Annotated in this window: 21 protein-coding genes; all 21 read right to left on the bottom strand. The window is 46.6% G+C overall.

The window, feature by feature from the left end:
* Positions 1–137 precede the first annotated feature (137 nt).
* Positions 138–2,876 (bottom strand): FtsK/SpoIIIE family DNA translocase, encoded by a 2,739-nt coding sequence (locus tag V6668_RS11725; protein ID WP_338708490.1) that lies wholly within the window; start codon positions 2,874–2,876, stop codon positions 138–140.
* Positions 2,877–2,966: 90 nt separating this feature from the next.
* Positions 2,967–3,197: a YlzJ-like family protein gene (locus V6668_RS11720; RefSeq protein WP_017689125.1), complete on the bottom strand. Its 231-nt coding sequence runs from the start codon at positions 3,195–3,197 to the stop codon at positions 2,967–2,969.
* Positions 3,194–3,955 (bottom strand): ClpP family protease, encoded by a 762-nt coding sequence (locus V6668_RS11715; RefSeq protein ID WP_036609439.1) that lies wholly within the window; start codon positions 3,953–3,955, stop codon positions 3,194–3,196. Before V6668_RS11715 ends, V6668_RS11720 begins: the two co-directional genes overlap by 4 nt.
* Positions 3,956–4,188: 233 nt before the next feature.
* The gene (locus V6668_RS11710; RefSeq protein WP_036609284.1) at positions 4,189–5,868 is read right to left on the bottom strand and encodes a ribonuclease J; all 1,680 of its coding nucleotides are present in this window, start codon (positions 5,866–5,868) and stop codon (positions 4,189–4,191) included.
* 476 nt (positions 5,869–6,344) lie between these two features.
* Positions 6,345–7,223, bottom strand: coding sequence for a 4-hydroxy-tetrahydrodipicolinate synthase (gene dapA / locus V6668_RS11705; RefSeq protein WP_036670403.1), 879 nt, complete (start codon positions 7,221–7,223; stop codon positions 6,345–6,347).
* Positions 7,224–7,270: 47 nt separating this feature from the next.
* A complete protein-coding gene (gene dapG / locus V6668_RS11700) occupies positions 7,271–8,491 on the bottom strand; it encodes an aspartate kinase (RefSeq protein ID WP_036670402.1) in 1,221 nt (406 codons plus the stop codon).
* A gap of 377 nt (positions 8,492–8,868) precedes the next feature.
* Positions 8,869–9,465: a dipicolinate synthase subunit B gene (locus V6668_RS11695; RefSeq protein WP_017689130.1), complete on the bottom strand. Its 597-nt coding sequence runs from the start codon at positions 9,463–9,465 to the stop codon at positions 8,869–8,871.
* The gene (gene dpsA, locus V6668_RS11690; protein WP_338708487.1) at positions 9,462–10,361 is read right to left on the bottom strand and encodes a dipicolinate synthase subunit DpsA; all 900 of its coding nucleotides are present in this window, start codon (positions 10,359–10,361) and stop codon (positions 9,462–9,464) included. The genes V6668_RS11695 and dpsA overlap by 4 nt, the downstream gene beginning before the upstream one ends.
* 157 nt (positions 10,362–10,518) lie before the next feature.
* The gene (dut, locus tag V6668_RS11685; RefSeq protein ID WP_017689132.1) at positions 10,519–10,965 is read right to left on the bottom strand and encodes a dUTP diphosphatase; all 447 of its coding nucleotides are present in this window, start codon (positions 10,963–10,965) and stop codon (positions 10,519–10,521) included.
* A complete protein-coding gene (locus V6668_RS11680; RefSeq protein WP_076318531.1) occupies positions 10,925–12,208 on the bottom strand; it encodes a M16 family metallopeptidase in 1,284 nt (427 codons plus the stop codon). Before V6668_RS11680 ends, dut begins: the two co-directional genes overlap by 41 nt.
* Positions 12,209–12,307: 99 nt before the next feature.
* Positions 12,308–13,303, bottom strand: a complete 996-nt coding sequence (locus V6668_RS11675) for a polysaccharide deacetylase family protein (protein WP_338708484.1) — start codon at positions 13,301–13,303, stop codon at positions 12,308–12,310.
* A gap of 175 nt (positions 13,304–13,478) precedes the next feature.
* The gene (pnp, locus tag V6668_RS11670; protein ID WP_036609294.1) at positions 13,479–15,581 is read right to left on the bottom strand and encodes a polyribonucleotide nucleotidyltransferase; all 2,103 of its coding nucleotides are present in this window, start codon (positions 15,579–15,581) and stop codon (positions 13,479–13,481) included.
* A 259-nt stretch (positions 15,582–15,840) separates the two neighbouring features.
* A complete protein-coding gene (gene rpsO / locus V6668_RS11665) occupies positions 15,841–16,110 on the bottom strand; it encodes a 30S ribosomal protein S15 (protein ID WP_017689136.1) in 270 nt (89 codons plus the stop codon).
* A complete protein-coding gene (locus V6668_RS11660) occupies positions 16,088–16,222 on the bottom strand; it encodes a hypothetical protein (protein ID WP_268745224.1) in 135 nt (44 codons plus the stop codon). Before V6668_RS11660 ends, rpsO begins: the two co-directional genes overlap by 23 nt.
* Before the next feature lie 47 nt (positions 16,223–16,269).
* Positions 16,270–17,208, bottom strand: coding sequence for a bifunctional riboflavin kinase/FAD synthetase (locus V6668_RS11655; protein ID WP_422395253.1), 939 nt, complete (start codon positions 17,206–17,208; stop codon positions 16,270–16,272).
* 70 nt (positions 17,209–17,278) lie between these two features.
* Entirely contained in the window at positions 17,279–18,202 is a 924-nt protein-coding gene (gene truB, locus V6668_RS11650; protein ID WP_036670396.1) for a tRNA pseudouridine(55) synthase TruB, read from the bottom strand.
* Positions 18,196–19,173 carry a DHH family phosphoesterase gene (locus V6668_RS11645; protein ID WP_076249804.1) on the bottom strand — a complete coding sequence of 326 codons (978 nt, stop codon included), beginning with the start codon at positions 19,171–19,173 and terminating at the stop codon, positions 18,196–18,198. Before V6668_RS11645 ends, truB begins: the two co-directional genes overlap by 7 nt.
* Before the next feature lie 19 nt (positions 19,174–19,192).
* Positions 19,193–19,552 carry a 30S ribosome-binding factor RbfA gene (gene rbfA, locus V6668_RS11640; RefSeq protein ID WP_017689140.1) on the bottom strand — a complete coding sequence of 120 codons (360 nt, stop codon included), beginning with the start codon at positions 19,550–19,552 and terminating at the stop codon, positions 19,193–19,195.
* 25 nt (positions 19,553–19,577) lie between these two features.
* The gene (gene infB, locus V6668_RS11635; RefSeq protein ID WP_338708480.1) at positions 19,578–22,163 is read right to left on the bottom strand and encodes a translation initiation factor IF-2; all 2,586 of its coding nucleotides are present in this window, start codon (positions 22,161–22,163) and stop codon (positions 19,578–19,580) included.
* A complete protein-coding gene (locus tag V6668_RS11630; protein ID WP_017689142.1) occupies positions 22,156–22,485 on the bottom strand; it encodes a L7Ae/L30e/S12e/Gadd45 family ribosomal protein in 330 nt (109 codons plus the stop codon). The genes infB and V6668_RS11630 overlap by 8 nt, the downstream gene beginning before the upstream one ends.
* The gene (rnpM, locus tag V6668_RS11625) at positions 22,478–22,783 is read right to left on the bottom strand and encodes an RNase P modulator RnpM (RefSeq protein ID WP_036609307.1); all 306 of its coding nucleotides are present in this window, start codon (positions 22,781–22,783) and stop codon (positions 22,478–22,480) included. Before rnpM ends, V6668_RS11630 begins: the two co-directional genes overlap by 8 nt.
* Between the last annotated feature and the right edge of the window lie 8 nt (positions 22,784–22,791).

The raw sequence follows: 22,791 nt of genomic DNA, 5'->3' as shown, positions 1-22,791 counted from the left end.
AGCCTGCTTGCTTCCTATGCACCAAATCATCCGATCATTGGACATCATGGTAAAACTTCAGTCAAATTGTATGAAAAAAGCCCCCAACCATTAAGGTTGAGGGCTCGAATCGCCTGAATATTCATGTGCATTACAAGCTACGAGCTTATTTTGTTTTGTTGGTACTCTTCAAGCGAGACCAACACTTCCCGTGGTTTGCTACCCTCGTAAGGACCAATCACGCCCCGGGATTCCATGGAGTCAATCAAACGTGCGGCACGGGTGTATCCTACTCGCATTCGACGTTGTAGCAGAGAAACAGACGCTTGCTTGGCCTCCAGAATAATCTGCACTGCCTTTTCGTATAACTCGTCCTGTACTTCATCTTCAGCCTGGATAGAGTCGTCCACCTCAGGTACAAGGGACTCATCATACTGTGCTTCACCTTGACCACGTACATAATTCACAATATTTTCCACTTCTTCATCACTCATAAAAGCACCTTGTACACGAACCGGTTTCGATGCGCCCATTGGCATGAATAACATGTCTCCGCGACCCAACAGTTTCTCGGCCCCACCCATATCCAGAATGGTTCGAGAATCCACCTGTGAGGATACACCGAAGGCGATACGAGAAGGTATGTTGGCTTTGATTACGCCAGTAATAACATCCACAGAAGGCCGCTGTGTAGCAATAATCAGATGGATACCGGCTGCACGAGCCATCTGGGCAAGCCGCGCAATCGCATCTTCAACATCTCCGGCTGCAACCATCATGAGATCTGCAAGCTCATCCACAATGACAACAATATAAGGCAGAACAGCCGCAGGATTATCTTTCATCAGATTATTGTAACCTTCAACGTTACGAGTGCCTGATTTGGAGAACAGTTCATATCGTTTCTCCATCTCAACCACAATCTTTTTGAGAGCAAGTGACGCTCTCTTAGGATCAGTTACTACCGGTGCCAGCAAATGGGGAATCCCATTATATACGTTCAACTCAACCATCTTGGGATCGACCATCAGGAACTTCACTTCATCCGGCTTGGCTTTGTACAATATGCTGGTAATAATTCCGTTAATACACACCGACTTACCGGAACCTGTAGCACCCGCAACCAACAAATGGGGCATACGAGCCAAGTTACCAATAATCGTCTGTCCCGAGATATCTCGGCCAAATGCAATGGTCACTTTGGATTCTGCATCCTGGAACGTTGCTGTCTCCATTACTTCACGCATCGTTACAACCGATACTTCACCATTAGGTACTTCGATACCAATAGCAGACTTTCCGGGAATCGGTGCTTCCATCCGAATATCTTTTGCCGCCAGAGCCAACGCGATATCATCAGTTAGGCTGACAATTCTGCTGACCTTGACGCCAATGTCAGGTTGAATTTCATATCTTGTAACGGCAGGACCCCGAACCACTTCAAGTACTTTGGCACGAACACCGAAGCTTTCCAGTGTGGCTTCCAACTTACGTGCTGTTTGCATATAATCCTTCTGGTCACCCGCCTTGCCCCCATTGTTTGGCTTGGCAAGTAGACGGAATGATGGCAGCTTGTACGGCTTAGGAGGTGGCGGTGGTGGTTTCACCGGTGGTGTGTCCTGCCCTTCAGGAGTTGGAGTATCTGTTCCCTGCATTGCATCATTAGGTACTTCTTCTCCACTCTGAATCTCATCCACAGCATTCATCCCGTTTGTACCCGCATCGGATGCGGACCACTCCGTCTCTACCAGTTCATCCGTTATTTTAATGGCATGCTCGCCCTGTTGTACTACGTTTGGATCGGCCAGATTATCCGGGAAAGGATAAGCATCGTCCAGATCATCTTCAATGCTTGCCTCTTCTGTTCTGACGTGCTCGAAAAAGTCTCGAATGATCGGCGCTGAATTAGGTTTAGCCTGAACAGGAACACGTGATGAAGCTGATTTGTTAGTTACGTCTTCGGTTGCATCCTGCCACGCCTCTAGATTGTGATCTTGTTCGGCGCGGTACACAATCTGTTCTGTTTCTGCCGAATCGACCTCATCCATTTCACGTCCTGATGTCGCCTGTTCCCGTTTAGCTCCCCATTTCCCAAAAAGTTGGAAGAATATGGGCGAGTTTCGTTTTGGTAGATGCTGTTCCTCTAATTCATCCTCATACTCGTCTTCGTCATCTTCAACAGGAACAGGTACCACTTTACGGGCGTTACCTTTCTTTCTGGCATCAGAAGTTGAAGCAGAACGTGCAGAGGGTCTCGACTCCAGCTTTTTGTACATCGAACTCCCGGCATCCCAAATCTTTGTTCGGAATATTCGTATCAAATCCACATAAGATAGACTCGTAATCAGCATAAAACTGATGATAAACATGACAATCATGATGAGTCTCGCCCCAAGACTGCCGAACAGCCACAGGAAAAGAGCAAATTGCCCAGCTCCGAGATAACCACCGCTGATGTCCTTGTTAAGCATGGAGTCCCTCTCACCTGGCACAGCAGGGGTTAGCAACTCGGTTTGCATATCATTATGTACCTGCGTAATCACAGCACCAGGCTCAAGCGCACCTACCGGAATGAGCTTCTGGTGCATTGCAGAGACAGTACTCATCAAGGTTAAGGCAAAGACCAGCAAAACAAGTCCTGTCTTGCGTGTGGTCCAACCACTCGGCCATTTCCGGTGAATCATCACCATGAGACCATAATAAATACCAACAAGTGGAATCGCAAAATAAAACTTACCAAGCATCAGTCCGAACATCTTGGAAAGCGAACGTCCAACGGTGGCTTCACCCGATAATGCTATGACAGCAAGGGTAATAAGCACAATCCCGTAAATTTCATATTTTAAAACGCCACTAAAACCAGCGCCCTTTTTTTTCCTCTTTTTTCTTCTGGCCAAAATCAGGTCACCCCCAGAAGAATATTATACCATACAAATATAATCCGTACATATGTTCTTTTTCTGCTCAATTTGTCTGAATTCGTCGCGTTATGCTGATCCCAAGTTACCCGAAATCGGAATGGTCGAACCCGGCATATTGGCAGGATTGAGATAGGCTTCAAGTGGACAATCCAGCAAACGAACAATAACGGCTTCATTGTCATTAACAGGTCTTACCTGCATTAACAAACCATTCATTTTGATCTCCCTCGTATCTTCGCCCTCTTTCCACATTCCCGACCAGAGTTGTTCCGGGGGCATCACTGTATATAATGTCATTGGGTATAACCTCCCGCTTGCAGAGTCTGTCTCTTGTCTCCTATGAGCTGATTTAACTGAGCAATAGCCTGTCCAATCCCGCCCACTGCATCCATTAATCCATGTTTCACTGCATCTGCGCTTCCTACAGCTGTACCAATATCCCGATTCAACTCACCAGTCTTAAACATTAGTTCTTTGAACATCTCTTCAGAGATATTCGAATGAGAAGTCACGAACCGAACAACCCTTTCCTGCATTTTCTCCATATACTCAAACGTTTGAGGTACACCAATGACAAGGCCGTTCATCCGAATCGGATGGATCGTCATCGTTGCACTTCCGGCAATCAGGGAATATGTTGAAGCTACAGCAATCGGTACTCCAATGCTATGCCCGCCTCCAATGACCACAGTCACCGTAGGTTTGCTTAGAGAAGCAATCATCTCTGCAATGGCTAGACCCGCCTCTACATCTCCACCTACCGTGTTCAAAATGATCAGTATACCTTCAATACGCTGATTTTGTTCTGCGGCCACCAGCTGTGGAATGATATGTTCATACTTTGTTGTTTTGTTTTGTGGCGGCAAAATCAAATGCCCTTCGACCTGTCCAATAATGGTCATGCAGAAAATATTCGACTCACCTGCAGGAGACTGTGTCTGCCCAAATTGCTGAATAGTCTCTGTCACGGGAGAGATGGCCTTTTCCTCCTGAATCGGAATTTCCGGCGCTTCAACTTCCGGTTGATTGGATCTTGACGCCTGCTTGTCATTCATACGTTCATTCATTTCAATAATCCCCTTCTCCAGAAACATTTAATGTATTTCCTTAGTATGGGGACTTTTCCAACTGCCTTATACCCGCTACATCAAATTGCTTCACATATTGACGCTATTGCAGATCTTCCTGAAAACGCAAAAAAAGCCCCTTCTCTACGAGGAACCGTCCAATATTACTCGTAGAGAAGGGGCGACTGTGTGCCTGAATATATGTTTTTGTTTAGCCTATTTTAAACTTCCATAATGATTGGCAAAATCATCGGTCTACGACGAGTTTGCTCATACAGGAAGCGTCCCAGTGCATCTTTAACATTTGTTTTGAGTGAAGCCCACTCGTTAACGTTCTCACTCATCAACTTCTGCAATGTGCTGCTAACGATCCGGTTGGCCTCATCCAATAGTCCTTCCGATTCACGAACATACACAAATCCGCGAGAGATGATGTCAGGACCGGAAACAATTTTTCCATCCTGTTTGCTGAGTGTTACCACAACAACAAGGATACCATCTTGTGACAACAATTTGCGGTCACGAAGTACAATGTTACCCACATCGCCTACACCCAAGCCATCGATCAACACATTACCTGCAGTAACTTTACCTGCTCTACGTGCTGCTCCACCTTGAATTTCAATCACTTCACCGATATCCGTGATGAAAATGTTCTCAGGTTCTACCCCTACAGATTCAGCAAGAACCGCGTGGCGACGCTGCATACGGAATTCACCGTGAATCGGCAAGAAGAATTTCGGTTTCATCAGGTTGAGCATCAGTTTCAGCTCTTCCTGGCTACCGTGACCAGATACGTGGACGCCACTGTTAGCACCGCTGTAATGCACGTTAGCACCCAGACGGAACAGTTCATCAATCGTACGGCCTACATATTTCTCATTACCTGGAACCGGAGTTGCTGCGATAATGACGGTGTCACCTGGCAGGATGTCCACTTTACGGTGCGTGGAACGAGCCATACGTGTCAGTGCTGACATTGGCTCTCCTTGACTTCCTGTGCAGAGAATCACGACACGATCAGCTGCCATCTTGCCTACTTCTTCAGGTTCAATGATCATGCCATCCGGAATCTCAAGATAACCCAGTTCTGAAGCAATACCAACCACGTTCACCATGCTACGTCCGATAACTGCAACTTTACGTCCAGTCACTTCTGCTGCATTGATCACCTGTTGGATACGGTGTACGTTGGAAGCAAATGTCGCCACAACAACACGTTGACTTGCTTTACGGAAGATATCTTCCAGCACGATACCCACATTTTTCTCCGATGGTGTGAATCCAGGTTTCTCAGCATTCGTACTGTCGGACAATAGCGCTAACACGCCATTTGTTCCAATCTGTGCCATACGCTGAAGATCTGCATATTGACCATTGACTGGAGTATGGTCGAATTTGAAGTCACCCGTGTGAACAACTGCACCTTCCGGTGTTTCGACACATACACCAACAGAATCCGGAATACTATGGTTAGTAGCGAAGAACGATGCTTTCAGAACAGATCCAAGTTGGATCTCGGAATCAGCATCAATCAGAATACGTTTTGTATCACCCAGCAAATTCGCTTCTTTCAACTTGTTTTCTACAAGTCCAAGCGTAAGTCTTGTTCCGTATACAGGAACATTCAGATGTTTGAGAACATATGGCAGACCACCAATGTGATCCTCATGTCCGTGAGTAAGAATGATTCCTCTTACTTTGTCACGGTTCTCAGTCAGGTAAGAAATGTCAGGGATGACAATATCAATACCAAGCATATCTTCTTCCGGGAATTTAAGACCAGCATCTACGACTACAATGTCGTTGGCGTATTGGATGACGTACATGTTTTTACCAATCTCGCCTACGCCGCCCAAAGCAAAAATCATCAGTTTATCGTTATTATTTTTCTTAGACAAATGAATCTAAACCTCCTATGGTAGTTGGACGTCGTACCTTATTATTTATTGTAAGTTAAGAAAAGTAGTCCATACATCACATACCCACCTATCGGGATGAATGCAAAAGAACACCTTTATTCACGATATTTGGAAGAAGTTCTTCGAAGTTATTCCCTTTGACCAACAAGTTGGAGTTGAAATTCCCTCTTAGCCGTTCCTTCCTTTTTCACCGCAAAGCTACACCACGAAGCGATGTCGCTTTCAATTTCAAAAAAATACCGCACCCAGTCACTTGACATCATTATACATGATTAAAAACAAAAAAAACAAGTCACTCTCTCGTTAACCTGTAGGTTTCCCCTTAGCAGTGGAAAAGAAACCTCACATTACTCGTAAAAAAAAGAACCGCAGCCTCTAGGAAGAGGAGCGGTTCTTTTGCTGATCTGAAGGATATTCCCATGATTAATAAAATAGTCCATATACAACCAAAATGATTACAAATTAAGCAAACCTTTGATATAAACCTGCTCCTCTTCCGTTGGCGGAATAAGGGGCAACCGTACGGAACCAACGTCTAGACCACGCAATGTCAGCGCATATTTCACCGCTACGGGGTTTGGTAGAGGCTGTGGACACTCAAACAGGCCTTTGAATACTGGGAACAACTGCTGATGAATCTGAGCAGCCTGAAGAGGTGCTCCGCCATAGAAGGCGTCAATCATTTTCTTCATTTCTGCCCCTACGACATGACTGGCCACGCTGACAATTCCATGTGCTCCAACCGCAATCGCTGGTAAGCCTGAAGCATCATCACCGGAATAAACTCTAAAATTTTCTGGAGCACTTGCTGCAATCAGCGTAACCTGCTCCATAGACGCACATTCCTTCGTAGCGACGATGTTAGGAATCTGTGCAAGACGAAGCGTTGTCTCTGCTGACAGGCTGGTTACTGTACGTCCAGGCACGTTGTAGAGCATAATTGGCAGCTTGGTGGAGCCTGCAATCGCTTCAAAATGTTTAAACAAACCTTCTTGGCTAGGTTTGTTGTAATACGGAACAACCAACAAAATGCCATCCACTCCGGCACGTTCAGCTTCCTGTGTCAAATGGATGGAATGTGCCGTGTTATTGCTTCCCGTTCCGGCTATAATTTTGCACCGACCGGCCGCATGTTTCACTGCAAATTCGAATAATTGAACTTTCTCAGTATCACTAAGTGTTGGAGACTCCCCTGTTGTTCCAGAAACCACAAGCGTCTCCGACTTTTGATCTACAATTAGATAGTCGATTAGACGTGCCGTTTCCTCCCAATGAATCTCTCCTTGTTCATTGAACGGAGTGACCATTGCTGTAATCAATCTTCCAAAGTCCAATTCGATTCCTCCTTCAAAACAGGTTTGGCTCCTCTAACTTCAGTTATTTACAAATGAAGTTCGAATGAGGCGTGAAGTGCCCTCAGGGCCTGAACCATATCTTCTTTTTTTACGAGTACCCAGATCGTTGTATTCGAATCTGCCGATTGCAGGATCTGAATGTCTGCCAGTGTCAAGGACTCCACGATTCGAGCCATGATTCCAGGTACACCATTAATGCCTCCGCCAATGACGGACACTTTGGCACAACCGGACAGGCTTTGTGGCTTGAGACCTATCTCCTGCAATACCTGTATGGCTTTCTCGGAATCACTGTCAAAAACCGTATAGACAACTCCCGAGGGGGTAACATTAATAAAATCAACGCTGATTGAATTCTCAGCCATGGTTTTGAACACTTTTAGTTGCAATCGATCTGCACCACCACCAGGCACATCCACCGTAATTTGCGTTACATTGCTCACGTAGGCGATGCCTGTTACATAACGGTCAACAATGCCTGTCTGCACATCCTGGAATCCTTCCGGATGCGTAACCAGCGTTCCCTCCGTGTCTGCAAAAGTAGATCTTACCCGCACTGGAATCTGGGATTGCATCGCAATCTCAACCGCACGTGGATGGATTACCTTGGCCCCGTGGTGGGCCATGTTACAGATCTCTGCATAACTCACAACAGTCAGTGGACGTGCATCCTCAACAATTCGCGGATCAGCGGTGAGTATCCCGTTCACATCTGTGTAGATATCCACCATTTCAGCACGTAATGCTGCACCGAGAGCTGTAGCAGACGTATCGCTTCCCCCACGACCCAATGTCGTGAAGTCTCCGTTCTCTGTCTGCCCCTGGAATCCGGTTACAACAACGACACGGCCAAGCTGAAGCTGCTCCAACACACGAACAGGACGGACATCCAATATCCGGGCATTCCCGAAATTGTCGTCCGTCACAAAACCTGCTTGTGCACCGGTCAGCACTGTAGTTGGAATGCCTTCATGTTCGAGTAAACTGCTCAACGTTGTCGCCGATATGATTTCACCACAGCACAGCAGTAAATCCTTTTCGCGTGCGGATAGTGCGTTTCCGTTCTGTGCAGCCCAGTCCAGCAACGTATCGGTCGCATATGGCTCGCCGCGGCGCCCCATCGCAGACACAACGATGACCAGACTCAATCCTGCTTCAAGTTCACGTTTAACATGACGGAGCACATGCTCTCTCGCCTGAACAGTGGAGAGAGACGTGCCTCCGAATTTCTGTACCATGATACGCATCTTTATTCCTCCATTTGTGTACGCAAGAAGACTGGACACGGGTCAAATCAACAAATGGATCACTCTAGGGAGCGTTCTGATGCGATAATTTCAGCATTTTATACGGCATTCCATGCCGCTCCTTATTTTCTGTAATTGTCTGGGACAATCGCAAATCAAAGGTCGCGGTTGTTATCGAGGTCATGATGCATACATTCACAATAGACCTCTCCCGCTTGCTTAACCTGTACTGCCCGCAAGCAGGAATGCCTTATAGACAGGAACGTGGACATAGTAGCTGTTCAATCCAGCATATTGTCCCCCATGATTTTCTTTGTCTCTAGAACCCTTCTTCATTTCTCCAAGCGTATAAACGTTGTCACCGAATCATTGTTCCATCAAGCCTGTGAAGAACGCTCCACAATCATCGGCTGCAACTGTTTGCCCTCAAGAGCACTCCAGCAAGCCTCTGGAATCAATTCCATTTTGGCGACTAACGAGTTTGGTTTTTTCACTGGATCGTCTTGCCCAAATGGCACAAAATACAAGTATTTAGCCACAAGCAATTTGGCGATATTCGCAGCATTCAAGCCCAGACCGTCATTCGTGGAAATCGCGAGCACAAGTGGACGCTGATTGCGCATCTGCGCTTTGGCTGCCATTAGCACTGGACTGTCGGTCATCGCATTAGCCAGCTTGCTTGTTGTATTCCCTGTGCATGGAGCAATAACCAGCACATCAAGCAGCTTGGAAGGCCCTAAAGGCTCCGCTTCAACAATTGTAGAAATGATATCATTACCTGTTATATCTTTCAACTGTTTTTGCCAATTTTGCGCCGTACCGAAGCGTGTATCCGTCGTCAGAACCGAATTCGAAATAATCGGAACGACGTTGGCACCTTCAGCTACGAAGCGGCTAATTACCGGCATAACCTCTTCAAACGTACAATGAGAACCCGTAATTGCATAACCTACCGTTTTTCCCTGCCAGTTCATGATTTAACCTCCCGTGCGTTCTGTTCTTCCAAAAGCAAACGGATCAACGCGTCGGCAATAATGCCGCCAGCCGTTTTGGGAGCAACAATGCCGGGGAGGCCTGGCGCAAGTAGCGCTTTGATACCGCGTTTGTCGGCATACCTGAAATCACAACCGCCAGGAGCGGATGCGAGGTCGATAATGACAGCCTTTTGCGGCATTCTGGACAGGATTTGTGCTGTGATTATCATAGTCGGTATCGTATTAAAAAGCAAGTCAACTTCCCCGGTCTGAGCGGCCAAATCCGTTGTCATGAAAGGCTTCCAGCCCATTATTGTAGCGCGGGCAGCATCCTCTTCCCGCCTGATTCCCACCCGTACATTTGCTCCAAGTCCCTGCAGTGTTTTGGCCATTGTGAATCCTGTTCGACCAATGCCAAGCACAATGCATTCCGAACCATGGATTGTGAAGTCCGTCTCCCGAATAGCTATGGCGATGGCTCCCTCAGCTGTTGGAATAGAGTTATAAAGTGCAATATCATCACGATCAAGTACTTCAACAAGTCGCAGCCCATTTTCAAGACTAAGTTCGCGCAAGAACGGCTTTGCCATACCTGTGAACACAATACAATGCTCTGGTAATGCTGCAATATGTTCCTTTTTCAAATAGATCGGTGTGTCACTGAATGAAGTACTTACTTTTCCCTGCTCATCGCAACCGACAACAGGCAGTACGAGTACATCTGCGGAAGCAAACACTTCATCCTCCAGTTCCTGGTGCTCGATCCCTGGAATGGAACGCTCTATTTTATCGAAACCCACCACACTTACCGTTGCATCCAGCTCAGCGCACTTTTGAATGACTTCAAGCTGCCGCGCATCTCCGCCCAGGACTACAATCCGGACTCCGGTCAGCATCGGGACGTCACTCCTTTCACCACATGTATGCCTTATCGTATGCAGGGGCCCACAGGGGGGTGAAAACAATAATTGCATTCCACCGTCCGTTTCTCAAATGTAAAAAAGAGCCGCCCCTGTCAGGGACGACTCTAAAGAATGAGTATATTTACGCTGCTTATTTCCCGGTATGACCGAATCCGCCTTCGCCACGTACCGTTTCCGAAAGTTCATTCACTTCCGTCAATTCAACCGCAGGCACGGTCTGGAAGACGATCTGTGCAATGCGCTCTCCCCGTACAATCGTGAACGGTTCCTGACCCAGATTAATCAACAGAACTTTAACTTCTCCGCGATAATCCGCATCAATAGTCCCCGGTGTGTTGAGGCAAGTAATTCCATGTTTGAAAGCCAGTCCGCTCCGAGGACGGATCTGTGCTTCCAATCCAGCTGGCATTGCCATCGCAAGTCCGGTAGGAATCAGCGTACGCTGACCCGGCTGCAATACAACATCTTCCTGGAGTGCAGCTACTACATCAAAGCCGGATGCCAGCTCCGACATTTTTTGAGGTAGTTTAATATCTTCATTGCCCGGCAGTTTCTGTATTTGAACGTAATGCAACAAAATCATCCCTTCTCAATCCAGCGATCGTCTTATCTGAAGCGCCAACCATAGCAAGTGCAAAAGGTTCAGCAAACATCAGATCAAGTACCGCGTTAATATCGTCCATGGTAACTTGCTCAATTTTGGTGATCATCTCATCCAACGTATGGTGTCTGCCCAGCATGAGCTCGTTTTTACCCAGACGATTCATGCGACTGCCTGTGCTTTCCAAGCTCAGAATCAAGCTACCTTTCAGCTGTTCTTTTCCTTTACGAAGCTCATCTTCGGACAAGCCGTTTACAGCCAGGTCGCGTAGAACCTCTTTGGTCAGATCGAGCACTTCTTTGGTCTGTTTCGGTGCTGTACCTGCGTATATCGTGAAAAGTCCGCTGTCCGCATGAGAGCTATGATAGGAATACACGGAGTACGCAAGACCCCGTTTCTCACGAATTTCCTGGAACAGCCGGGAGCTCATGCCTCCACCAATGGCGTTATTCAGAACAACCATAGCGAATTGCAGCGGATCTCCGATTTTACAGCCCGGGAACGAGATACAGATATGATTCTGTTCCGTTTTCTTTTTGTGAAAGAGCTGTCCGCTTTGGAAGGCTGGCATCGTGACTGCTTCCGATACTCCATTTACATCAAAAGCACCAAAATGCTTCTCCATCAGATCGATTACACTGTCATCAATATTACCCGCGATACTAATGACCGTGTTCTCAATCGTGTAATGCTCCTTCATATATGCACGCAGATGACTGGAATCCATCGCTTTGAGACGTTCTTCCGTACCCAGGATTGGGTATGCGAGTGGATGCTCACCATAAGCGGCCAAGGCCATCAGATCATGAACCATATCATCAGGCGTATCTTCATACATCGAGATTTCTTCCAGAATGACGTTTTTCTCCTTGATCAATTCACCATCATCCATTTTGGAGCGGAAAAACATATCAGACAATACATCAACCGCAATCGGCAAATGTTCATCCAATACTTTAGCATAATAACACGTGTATTCTTTGGAAGTGAATGCGTTCACGTTACCGCCAATCGCATCGAACTGCTCCGCAATCGCCTTGGCATCATAACGATCTGTTCCCTTGAACAACATGTGTTCAATAAAATGTGATACTCCGTTACTTGCAGGTTGCTCATTACGCGAACCTGTCTTGACCCATATTCCGAAAGACACAGAACGGCAGGTCGGTATCTGTTCCATGACAACTCTGAGGCCATTGCCCAGCTGAATTTTTTTCATGGTTGGCCCTCCTACATCTCTATAATTGCCTTGATCTCAACCTTGAAATTGAAATCGACATTTGGTTCCAACTGTTTGATATTAACAAAAAAACAACGTTCACTCAACCGCAGACGTATCTACACGTTCCGAAGACAGCGTCTCACTTACTGTTCCGAGCACCAAACCTTTGGCCCGTATGGATTGAATCATGCCCTTTAAAGCTCCCGAAGAAGCAGCTGTAGGGTGCATTAGAATTAACGTTCCAGCCTCGGTATTTTTAGCAATTTTGGCAACAACGGCATCCGGGCTTGGCTTACGCCAATCCACAGTATCTACTGTCCATAACACGGTGTGCAGTCCCATGGATGAAGCAATGTCAACGGTCTTCTGATTAAAGTCACCGGAAGGCGGAGCAAACCAACGATTCTCTACGCCCAATGTTTTATGGAGCAGATCCTGGGTTTTGCTAATTTCCAGCTTGGCCCGTTCTGCGCTCAATCGACTCATATTAGGGTGAGAATATGCATGGTTGGACATCTCATGCCCACGCTTCTGAATTTCTTTGGCCAGTTCAACATTTTTGCTTAACCAACTTCCATCCAGAAAAAAAGTAGCCTTCACTTTCTCGGCATCGAGCGTATCCAGCATCGGTTTGATGTATTCGTTCCCCCAGGCCACATTAATCATAAAAGAAACCATCGGTTTGTTTGCATTCCCCCGATAGATCGGATGTGCACCCAAATCCTTAAGCTGGATCTCCGGCTCAATCTGACGGTAGACATACGCTATTTTGGTATTCAACGTTCCACTCAGCGCCTTACGGTATGTCGCTTCCACATCAATCTCCATGCCATTATAACCAGGAATCGCTTTCCATACCCGATCCACTCTGGCATTTACCGGAGCAATTTTCGTTTCAGCCGCTTTATCCCGAATCGCAGACAACAGCGCATCTTCTCCAGTTGCCTCCTTAAACATGTCAAAAGCATTTTGCGTACCTGGCCCATCACGGATCTCCGTAATGTATGTACGTACACTGCCAACTTGTCCGATCAATATGACCGCAGTCACACCCGCCAGAACAGCCGCCAGCTTTTTGGATTGGTTTCCCACAGCTCCATCCTCCCGCCGTCTTTGTCCCCATCATATGAGGACAAGGGCAAAAATATGAATGCTAAGCCATGGTTTCATCCTTGCTTTACGTATTTAAACGTTAAAAAAAGAGCCAGAAATTCACATTCTGTCTCTTCATTCAATCTATCCATTTATAACTTGTCGCTTCGGTATCCTAGGATTGAGCCGGGGCTTCAGCAGTCAAAACTGCTTTACGGGACAAGTTGATTCGACCTTGTGGGTCAATTTCCGTTACTTTTACCGTAATGGAATCACCGATAGCTACAACATCTTCCACTTTGGCAACACGTTCAGTTGACAGTTGCGAGATGTGTACCAGACCTTCTTTGTTCGGAAGTACTTCAACAAATGCACCGAATTTTTCTACGCGTTTTACTTTGCCGACATAAATCTCGCCGACCAATACTTCGCGCACAATACCTTCGATGATCGCTTTGGCTTTATCATTCATCTCCTGGTTGGAAGAAGCGATAAAGACACGTCCATCCTGTTCAATATCAATTTTAACACCGGTTTCTTCGATGATTTTATTGATAATTTTACCACCTGCACCGATCACATCACGGATTTTGTCCGGATTGATATGCATCGTTGTAATTTTAGGCGCATATTGTGATAACTGCTCACGTGGAGTTTTCAAAATTTCGTTCATTTTGCCCAAAATGTGCATACGGCCTTCTTTGGCTTGCGCCAATGCATCAGACAAAATTTGACGATTAATACCAGCAATTTTGATGTCCATTTGGATTGCAGTTACACCTTCAGGTGTTCCAGCTACTTTAAAGTCCATGTCACCGAGGTGATCTTCCATACCTTGAATATCACTCAGAATGGATACATGATCTCCATCTTTGATCAGACCCATAGCTACACCCGCAACTGGAGCTTTGATTGGTACACCTGCATCCATCATAGCTAAAGTGCTGGCACAGATACTTGCCTGAGATGATGAGCCGTTGGATTCAAGAACTTCAGATACCAAACGAATCGTGTATGGGAAATCCGTTTCGGAAGGAATCACTTTGGAAAGCGCGCGCTCACCCAGAGCACCATGTCCGATTTCGCGACGGCCTGGAGCACGCAATGGACGCGCTTCGCCTACGCTGAATGGTGGGAAGTTATAGTGATGCATGAATCGTTTCGTTTCTTCAAGACTGATTCCGTCCAAAATCTGAACATCACCCAGTGCACCAAGTGTACAAACGCTAAGTGCTTGCGTTTGCCCACGCGTAAACAGTCCTGTACCATGTGCACGTGGCAGCAGAGATGTATCACATTCAATTGGGCGAATTTCAGCAAGTCCACGTCCATCTGGACGAACTTTATCATGCGTGATCAGACGACGCACTTCTTCTTTGACGATATCGTGCAGAACTTCCTTCACGTCTTTGAACAATTCCGGACTTTCAATATATTTCTCTTCAAAGTGAGCAACGGTTTCGTCATTCACTACATCGATTGCATCTTGACGAGCATGCTTCTCGGCGATTTTAACCGCTTCGACCAGACGAGCGCTGGCGAATTCACGCACACTGTTGTTAACTTCAGCATTAACGGTACGCAACTTAACAGCCATTTTTTCTTTTCCAGCAACTTGCACAAGTTGTTCGATTACAGCAATAATGTTTTGGATCTCATCATGTCCAAACATGATTGCTTCGAGCATCACTTCTTCCGCCACTTCGTTTGCTTCGGCCTCAACCATCATGATGGCATCCTTGGTTCCTGCAACAACCAGTTCAATATCACTAACTTCAAGCTGTGCAATCGTTGGGTTAATGATGAACTCGCCATCAATACGTCCAACTTTCACGCCACCAATCGGTCCGCTGAATGGAACATCCGAAATGCTCAATGCTGCTGATGTACCAATCATTGCAGCGATTTGCGGTTCGCAGTCCTGATCCACACTCATAACGATATTCAGAACTTGTACATCATTCCGGAAGCCTTCCGGGAACAAAGGACGAATTGGACGGTCTGTCAGACGGCTTGAAAGAATCGCTTTCTCACTCGGTCTGCCTTCACGTTTAATAAATCCTCCCGGGATTTTACCTACGGCGTACAATCTTTCTTCATAGTTCACCGTTAATGGGAAAAAGTCCAGATCTTTCGGCTCACTTGATGCTGTCACGGTACACAATACCACGGTATCCCCGTATGTTACCTTAACGGCAGCATTAGCCTGCTTGGCCAAACGCCCGGTCTCAAGCGTAAGTTTTCTTCCACCAAGCTGCATTTCAACACGCTGTTCCATGAAACCCCTCCTTTTATTCGTTCCTAATTCAATGGATTCTGCATATTCACAGTATTTCCTGCTTGTCCTGCATTCATTAGCTATGTATGGAACTTTCAACATGCTAACCTGCACAACAAAAGCTCCTCACGGAGCCCCATCTACAAATATATGGCAACATGTTCATCTACAAAACAACCCGGCTGTAAGTTCCGCTTGTCCTTTTAGACAAAAGAATGACGGATAACAGCCAGGTTGATTTTGAAAACATGTACGATAATTAACGACGCAATCCGAGTTTTTCGATCAGTGCGCTGTAACGTTTAACATCTTTGTTTTTCACATAAGCCAAAAGCTTACGACGTTGACCTACCATTTTCAAAAGTCCACGACGTGAGTGGTGGTCTTTCTTATGCGTACGCAAGTGGTCTGTCAAACTTGTGATGTTTTCCGTAAGGATAGCAACTTGCACCTCTGGAGATCCTGTATCGGACTCGTGAGTTTTGTGCTCGTCGATCAGTTGTTGTTTACGTTCTTGAGTCAATGCCATCCTGTTCACCTCCTTCAATATAATCGCCATTAGCCTCGTCACCGCCGGTGAGAGCAAGCAACCAAGCCAAGGTTAATGTTGCCTCAATCGACAACGTAGTACAGTATATCATAATTGCCTAGTTAAAGTAAATGTAAACATGCATTTAATCCTGAACCTTTAAGATAACAGGCGGCCGGCAGTTAATGCATCTTCACGAATCTGGCTAATCAATGCCTCAATGGAGTCAAACTTTCGTTCTGCACGAATATAGTGAACGAGCTCAACCTTTAGTTCCTGGTCATATAAGTGTCCATCAAAATCAAGCAGGTGCACTTCAAACGTAGGTTTCATCCCGCTTTCGTGAAACGTAGGTTTCACACCGAGATTCATTACCCCACGCAGTTCCTGTTCGCCATACTGCACACGAACAGCGTAAACACCCTTCGACGGGGTAACGTAATGATCCGTGAGTTCAAGGTTGGCTGTAGGAAATCCAATCGTTCGTCCACGCTTCTCCCCGTGAATGACGGTTCCTCTGATGCTGTAAGGTCGGCCAAGCCAATGACTGGCCTCATCCATCTCCCCACGCTTCAACAGGCCACGAATGAGAGAACTGCTCACTTTTTCACCATTTAACAAGAAAGGAGGAACGGTTTCCACCGTCATCTCTCCTTCTCCCAAAGTACGAAGAAGTTGTTCATCCCCTGCACCCTTGTGACCAAAACGGAAGTCAAAACCCACCACCGCTGTTCGTGTCTGAAGAGGAATCAACAAGTCGTGTACGAATTGTTGCGGCGTCAACCGTGAGAAATCCTCATTGAACTCCACCACATAGAGTACCTCAACGCCCATTCCTGCCAAGATCTCTTCTTTATCTCTCAAGGGAGTTAAATAACCCTCGTAATCCCCTTTGCGCATAACTTCCTTCGGATGTGGATGAAAGGTCATGACCGCTGCCTGCATGCCCGTTTCCCGCGCAATGCGGACAGCTGATAAAATGACACTTGCATGTCCGAGATGCAGTCCGTCGAATTGACCAATCGCAAGCACTTGGGGCAGTGTGCTCAGCTCAGTCGAATGTAACGTCTGCGGATAGGTTAGCATTACGGTTTTCACAATCATTCACCTGCATTTCACTAGATAGGCCAAGCTAGAGCATCACCACAACTCCAAGCCCGAAACCTCTTTATTCCGGCAAAAAGACTTTAACTGCCCTCACCGTTGGTTTTAGTTCATCCCGCTCAAATATCCCCAGAAACGTACCATCCTGAGCATACAACCGCAGCAAACCAGGTTGCTCCACAGGCGGTTCCAGAAGACGTGCAGACAGTTTCTGACCTTGAAGTGCTCCTTTGGTCTGTTCTTCTCCAACCTTATGGGCCGGAATTGAAGCAATAGCCTCGTCAACAGGAATCAACGCCTCCGCCAAAGTCCCATCAGCCATAAGTTGTTCCACTTCTTCAATTCGAAGACAACGATCTGCAGAGATACCTGCCGATATCGTACGCTCCAGTTGAACCATGGTTGATGGATATCCAAGTTGCCGGCCAATGTCTACACACAATGTCCGAATATAAGTACCTTTTGAACATAAGGCCCGGAAGGATATATCGGTGGTCTCACCCTGAGTCTCAATCCCTGTAAGTTCGAGCTCATAGATTGTGACCTCACGGCTCTTACGCTCTACCGTCTTACCTTCACGAGCAAGTTCATAAAGACGTTTGCCGTCTACCTTTACCGCAGAATACATGGGTGGTACCTGAGAGATCGTGCCCAGGAACTGCTCAAGCACCTGTTGAACCTGTTCCTGTGTTACTTCCACAGTCGTTTCAGCCCGCTCAATAACTTCCCCTGTCATATCCTCTGTATCAGTAGACAGTCCCAATCTGAGCGTAGCCAGATATTCCTTCGGAAGCTCCTGCATATACTCCACCACACGTGTCGCTCGTCCAAGACAGAGCGGCAGAACGCCTGTAACTTGTGGGTCAAGTGTGCCCGTATGCCCAATGCGTTTCATTTTGAGAATGCGACGCATTTTGGCTACAACATCATGAGAAGTAAATCCCGCCGGTTTATAAACCGGAAGTACACCTTCAAATGGCTTTACCATTGTGAATTCACCTGCTTCAGTACTTTTGCGACAATATCATCAAGTCTGCCTTCCAGACGACATCCGGCTGCGAGCACATGCCCGCCTCCGCCAAAGGTCTGTGCTAGTGCAGCAACATCAATTTTACCAGCTGAACGCAAAGAAACCTTGACTGCATTCTCGTTGATGACTTTGAAAAAGATACCAACTTCCACGCCCTGAATGTTGCGCGGATAGTTCACTACCCCTTCAAGATCTTCATTAGCTGCTCCACAAGCCACCATATCATCTGGTGTAATAACAACCCAGGCTATCTTTCCATCATCTGTCATCTGCAGGCTTGATAGTGCCTGATTCAAAATCCGAACTTGCGGAAGAGTCACCTGCTCCAACAAGGTCTGGGCGAGATAGGGTCCATTCACGCCATGTTCAAGCAGTCTGGAGGCCGTTTTCATTACATTTGGGCTGGTGTTGGCATAGCGGAATCCACCTGTATCGGTAAGCAATCCTGTATAAACTGCCGTCGCAACATCTTGATCCCATGTTACTTGGAACAGGTTAAGAAAATCGAACAAGATTTCAGCCGTAGCAGCAGCATCTGACTTAATGATGTTGACTGTACCATAACCGTCATTTGTAGGGTGATGATCAATATTCAAGATAACAGCATCATCTTCGAAATAATGACGTGTCAAACCTACTCTGGCAAAGTCTGCACAATCCACACAGATAACAGCTTTATATTTTCGCTGCGGTGGTTGTTCGGTCATGTTCACAATGTTGCCTGCTTCCCACAAAAATTGCATGCGCCCGGGGATTTCACCTTCATTAATCATCGTGAATGTCTTACCCAGACATGACAGCAGCCAGCCCACCGTTACCGTCGAGCTGACTGCGTCACCGTCCGGCTGTACATGCGACACGACCAGGTAATCATCATGCTCCAGTAGAAATTGCTTTCCGGCCTGGAGCGCCTGTTCATAAGTGTGCATTGCCGTCTCCTCTATTCTGTTACTGGGATTCGTTCTTGTCGGAACCAATATCGCCAAGCAGCTTCTCAATTCGGCTGCCATAAGCGATGGATTCGTCAATCTTAAATATCAACTCGGGAACATGCCGGAACCGGATACGTTTGCCCAGCTCCGAACGCAAAAATCCATTTGCTTTTGCCAGAGCTTTCAGCGTGTTATCTTTTTGTTCCTGTTCACCGAAGACACTCAGATAAACTTTGGCTTGCGACAAGTCTCCTGTCACTTCGACTCCCGTTACCGTAATAAAGCCGATACGTGGATCTTTCAGTTCAGACTGGATGAGCAGACTTATTTCTTTCTTGATCTGCTCGCCCACTCTACCTGTACGAATCTTAGCCATTGTTGTTCACCTCATGCTTCCTTGCTTATCGTTGTACTGTCTCCATAATGAAAGCTTCGATAACGTCGCCTTCTTTGAGATCATTATATTTATCAAGTGTGATACCGCACTCGTAACCTTGTGCTACTTCTTTGGCATCATCTTTATAACGTTTCAGGGAATCCAGCTTACCTTCGTAAAGGACAATGCCATCACGAATCAGGCGTGCTTCCGCAGAACGCGTAATTTTACCCGAGGTAACCATACAACCAGCGATGGTACCCACTTTACTGATGGAGAACGTGCTCCGAACTTCAGCATGACCGATAACTTTTTCTTTGTAGATCGGATCGAGCATACCTTTCATCGCTTGTTCAATTTCTTCGATAACACTGTAGATCACGCGATGCAGACGAATGTCTACTTGCTCTTGATCTGCAGTTGATTTCGCCTGGTTATCAGGACGAACGTTGAAACCGATCACGATAGCATTGGATGCTGCAGCTAAAATGATGTCGGATTCTGTGATTGCACCAGCGCCGCTATGAATGATTTTCACGCGTACACCTTCAACTTCGATCTTCGCAAGGGAACCTTTCAATGCTTCAACCGAACCTTGTACATCACCTTTGATGATTACGTTCAGATCTTTGATCTCGCCATCTTTGATGTGCTGGAACAGATCGTCCAACGTCACACGAGTATGCGTACCCAGATCGGATTCACGTTGCGTGATCGAACGTTTGTCAGCGATGGAACGCGCTTTGCGCTCATCTTCAAACACCATGAATGGATCTCCCGCACCTGGAACTTCAGTCAGACCTGTGATTTCTACAGGTGTTGAAGGTCCAGCTTCTTTCAATTTGCGACCTTTGTCATTGACCATCGCACGAACACGACCGAAGCAGTTACCTGCAACGAAAGCATCGCCGACTTTCAATGTACCGTGCTGTACGAGGATACGTGCAACTGGGCCACGTCCTTTATCCAGCTCGGCTTCAATCACTGTACCACGGGCACGTTTGTCCGGGTTCGCTTTGTATTCGTTCACTTCTGCAACGAGCAGAATCATTTCAAGCAGACCTTCCAGACCCATTCTTTGTTTCGCTGACACGTTAACAAAGATGGTATCTCCGCCCCACTCTTCCGGAACGAGTTCATAGCTGGTTAATTCTTGTTTCACTTTATCTGGATCAGCGCCCGGCTTGTCAATTTTGTTGACAGCAACGATGATTGGTAGCCCAGCAGCTTTGGCATGGTTAATCGCCTCAATGGTCTGTGGCATAACACCGTCATCCGCAGCTACGACAATAATCGTCATATCCGTAACTTGTGCGCCACGTGCACGCATCGCTGTAAACGCTTCGTGACCCGGAGTATCCAGGAACGTGATTTTTTTGTTGTTAATTTCAACTTGATAAGCACCGATATGTTGCGTGATTCCGCCTGCTTCGCCATCGGATACATTCGTAGAACGAATCGCATCCAGCAAAGTAGTTTTACCATGGTCAACGTGACCCATGATCGTAACTACTGGTGGACGAGCCTGCAAGTCAGCAGCATCATCATTCTCTTCCAGTGTTTCGAAACGGTCATCTTCAAGCACAATCTTCACTTCAACCTCAACACCGAATTCACCTGAAAGCAGAAGGATCGTTTCGATATCAAGCTCTTGGTTGATTGTTGCCATAACACCCATAGCGATGAGCTTTTTGATAACTTCGGAAGCATCCTTATGGAGCAACTTCGCTGTTTCACCAACGGTCATATCACCACGAACGATGATTTTCTTAGGTGTGTTATCAATTTTCTCACGTTGTTGGTACTGTTGTTGATTTCTGTTGCGGTTGTTCTTGCCACCACGGTTACCACGGAAGTTACCGCCACGGTTGTCATCATAACGACGTCCACCGCCACCGCTGTTCGAACGGTTACCACTATTGTTGTTGCTGCCAGTAGTACCACCTGGGCCGCTTCTACGTTGGCCTTGTCCTTGGCTCTGACCTTGGCCACCGCTACGGTTGCCAGCAGTACCTGTATTACCACCGCTGTTAGGGCCTGAAGTTCTTACTTGACCGCCACCGCTGTTATTCGGACGTTGACCCGTTCCTTGCGGACGGGATGCAGTACTGCTTTGTCCACCTTGAGCTGGTTTTGGACGGTTAGTTGATTGTCCCCCTTGGCTTGAGCCTTGGGAAGAGTTCGTTCTGTTGCGACTGTCTTGGCCGCTGGGTCTTTGAGTGCCATTGTTATTGTTGGAATTTGGTCTATTGTTCATACCTACCTGCTTTTCCTGTTGTATTTTTGTTTGTACGGGACTACCGGATGGGTTGCTGCTAATCGGCGTGTTCACTCCGCCGGCCGGCTTGTTGCTGTCCACTGGTTTGTCACTACGTACTGCCGAAGTTGCAACTGGTTTTGCATCGTTGCCTTGTTTCGAAGCAGCAGTGGATTTTATATCTTTAAAAAATTGTTCCACCTTACCGACTGAACCATTCTCCATGACACTCATATGATTGTTTACGGGAATTTCCAGCTTTTTAAGAATGGTTATAATTTCTTTACTACTCATATTAAGGGACTTCGCATATTCATAAACCCGCAATTTATCCTTGTTTTCCTGTTTACTCAATATACTCCACCTCCGACATTATACCGACTTGCTTGGAGATCATTTTTGCAAACCCTCGATCCGTTACTGCAAGAACAACACGCGTGTCTTTACCGATACTTGAACCCAGACTATCCCGGTCAAATCCGATCAACAGAGGAACCTTATAAGTTCCGCATTTATCGCGAAATTTCTTTTGTGTATTGGCTGAGGCGTCACCCGCAACAATAACCATTTTAGCTTCGGAAGAACGGATCGCTTTAAGTACAATTTCTTCACCTGTTACAAGTTTACCTGCACGCATAGAGAGTCCCAAATAAGACAGCGTTTTAATATTAGTCATGTTCACGCTCCTGTGCTGCTATGAATTCATCCTCAACCGCGATGAAGTCAGCTGCTAATTGCTCGTAAATTTCAGGTGAGACTTTGCCTTTTAACGCCCGATCCAAAGCCCGGTTTTTGAGTGCGAGCTTAAAACAGGACTCTTTGCCGCATAAATAGGCACCACGTCCGGATTTTTTGCCAGTCAAATCGATCAGCACTTCATCCTCTGGCGTTTTAACAATGCGAATCAGCTGCTTTTTGGGCATCATTTCTTGGCATGCCACACATTTGCGCAGCGGCACTTTTTTTGGTTTCATACGTCAGC

The organism is Paenibacillus amylolyticus, assembly GCF_036894225.1.
In the GTDB taxonomy this organism is placed as follows: domain Bacteria; phylum Bacillota; class Bacilli; order Paenibacillales; family Paenibacillaceae; genus Paenibacillus; species Paenibacillus amylolyticus.
This window is presented reverse-complemented; position numbering and strand designations above follow the sequence as displayed.